A 2,517-nucleotide genomic window follows, 5' to 3' on the forward strand; every position below is an offset into this window, starting at 1 on the left:
GAGAGCCGATAGTCTGCAAAAAATCATGTCCTTTCGGGACTAAAGGCGTGTAAAATTCACTTATGACGCTTGTTCCCACATCACAATAGCCACGCCCCTTGATACGCTTCTGGAAAAACTGCTTTTTCACATCTGAACCGAACAGCATACCGTAGCCTAATTCGCTGATACGCCCAAGCCCCACACGGAAATTGAAGTTATCTCTGATACCGTCCGAGAAATACTTTGCATCTGGACGCTGGCAGGCAACGATAAGGAAATAACCTGCTTGTCGCCCTAACATAACGATTTTCTTTAGCTGGCTAAGTAAGCTCACGCTTTCTTTTGTCCCCAGCATTTCAAAAAACGCCACATATTCATCAAAGATAAGAAAGCAGGGTGGCAGTCCCAGATAGGCGTAGTTTTCGCCCGTCTTATAGTTCGGGTGTCGCTTCATTTCCTCGCTTCGTTGTACCATGCCCTTATAAAAGGCATTGACACAATCAATCATTTCTTCTTTGGTATGATACACATTTCCCATGACTGTTCCTAAGTCTGCAAGGTCACCGTTCTTCGGGTCTAAGATATAAAGGACAGCGTTTGTATGCAGTAAGGCTTCAATGAGCGTCAGCAGAAAATAGGTTTTACCGCCACCCGTCCCACCAGCAATCAGAGCGTGAGGGAGTGCGTCATATTCCCAGACAAGATTTTTCATCAATCTAAGACAGCCGTTTTCTGCCCGTACTTCATCAATAGTAATGCGGTTCGCTATCATATCATAAAGCAGGGTATATTCGATATAGCCGTCATGCAGGGTCTTGTCGGTTAGCTCGCAATACAAGCCACTTTCCAATTTATCCTCTAACCGTAAAAGCTGGTCTTGATATTTTCCCAGCGTAATCTCACAACGGATATGAAGCAGTCCTTTTTCCATTTGATAGTAAATCTTCGGAAACCAGACGATTTTTTCCCTTGATCTGCTTTGCAGGTCAGTAAAAAAAACGCTGTCTTGTACAGTATCGGCTTCATACCACTTATTTTCCAGTACCATTCTTGCCAGCTTTTGACGGTGCAGGAGCTTCTTAAAACTGTCGTAACAGAAGCGGTAATACAGAAAAGCGACCAATGCACAAACACCAGTCGCTATCAGTATGGTTATGAAGTTGTAAGGGGAAAGCGTCAAGCCGTTTTCTAACAAGCTGAAATGCTCCCAATCGGTACGCATGAGCTGTTTGATATTGAGTAGCAGGAGAACCGCCACGAACACAAACAGAAGCGTCCCTATGGAAAAGTGGTAGACAAGGTGCTTGTCGCTGGCTCTGATACGGTGTCCTTTGTTCCAAATCTTACGCATAAATCAATCACTCCTTTCTGGGTGTGAAAAAGCAGTCAATCCTAAGACTAACTGCTTAAATACACATACATATTAAATTGATAAATTGTTTTTAGTTTTACTAATACCTTTGCAATAGGTAATCAATAACTTCCATGCACCTCGTCCTAATAAGAACAAGATTATCCCCGTGATTAGTGATAAGATAAATACTGGGATAGGGCTTAAAGCTGTATTTCCAAATTGAAAACCAATATAATCTACATAAGGAATATTCAAATGTAATAAATAATCTACTAATTTTATAATCCCTAATACAGCAGAAGCAACACCACACAGAATAAAAGTAGGTGCAACAATAACTAAAACTGGTATTACAAACAATCCAGAAAAACCTACTAAGCTATAAAAAGCACAAACTGTTAAAAATCTTTTCCAGCTAAAACCGTTTTCCTTTGCAAGTAAATCTCCAAGATAGGCTTTTGCAAGGTCTTTTGGCTTTCCTAATCTAGTTAAAATTTGTTCTGTTGAGAGGTTTTCGCTTTCCATTTCTAAAATAGAGCCTTTTATTTCCTTTACAATATCAACACGTTCAGAAGTTGGAAGTGGTTTCAAACATTTATCAATAGTATCTAAGTATTTTTCAAACGTAGTATTCATAATTTTATTCTCCTTTCAAATCAGACATAGCATTTAATAAATTTTCCCATTCAGTATTCATAGCGTCCAGATAATTTTTCCCGTCTGGTGTTAATGAATAATACTTACGAGGTGGCAAGCCCTCTGTGGACTCTTGCCAAGTTGATTGCAAGTAGTTTTCCTTTTGTAATCTTCTTAACAATGGATATACTGTACTTTCCGTAGAAGTAATTATAGGATATTTGCTCAATTCTTGTAAAATCTCATACCCATAATATACTTTTTTATCCAGCATTAGCAAAATACAATATTCCAATGTACCTCGCACTATTTGAGATTTCCATTTGTCTAAGTTCATGTTGTTCACCTCACTGTTTTCTTGATAGGTATATCGTACTACACAGTACAATGAATGTCAACAGTATATTTTAATTGAACAACACTTTTTTTTGAAAGGTATATCAATTACTATTTTTTCGGTTGTCCCTGTGTGTTATTATTCTGTGGATTGCCTGCGTTCTGGTTGCCTTTATTCTTCAACACAATATCCTCTGCCTTTACATACC

3 protein-coding genes and 1 pseudogene are annotated in these 2,517 nt (G+C 38.7%); all 4 read right to left on the reverse strand.

Going from position 1 to position 2,517, the window contains the following annotated elements:
• Positions 1 to 1,333 (reverse strand): FtsK/SpoIIIE domain-containing protein (locus LJE11_RS18835; RefSeq protein WP_227296386.1); only part of this gene is annotated, 1,333 nt, incomplete at its 3' end.
• Positions 1,334 to 1,405: 72 nt separating this feature from the next.
• Positions 1,406 to 1,972, reverse strand: a complete 567-nt coding sequence (locus tag LJE11_RS18840) for an HAAS signaling domain-containing protein (RefSeq protein WP_161276711.1) — start codon at positions 1,970 to 1,972, stop codon at positions 1,406 to 1,408.
• A 4-nt stretch (positions 1,973 to 1,976) separates the two neighbouring features.
• Complete coding sequence (locus LJE11_RS18845; protein ID WP_007286208.1) at positions 1,977 to 2,309, reverse strand: PadR family transcriptional regulator; 333 nt, start codon at positions 2,307 to 2,309, stop codon at positions 1,977 to 1,979.
• A gap of 110 nt (positions 2,310 to 2,419) precedes the next feature.
• Positions 2,420 to 2,517: pseudogene (locus LJE11_RS20905) on the reverse strand (YdcP family protein); the annotation flags it as partial.

Source organism: Blautia sp. DFI.1.216, from assembly GCF_020594215.1.
Lineage (GTDB): Bacteria > Bacillota > Clostridia > Lachnospirales > Lachnospiraceae > Blautia_A > Blautia_A wexlerae.

What these genes read in the sequence shown, in the direction of transcription:
- LJE11_RS18840 (WP_161276711.1), bottom strand. Translation starts at nt 1,972, where the DNA reads ATGAATACTACGTTTGAAAAATACTTAGATACTATTGATAAATGTTTG.
- LJE11_RS18845 (WP_007286208.1), bottom strand. Translation starts at nt 2,309, where the DNA reads ATGAACTTAGACAAATGGAAATCTCAAATAGTGCGAGGTACATTGGAA.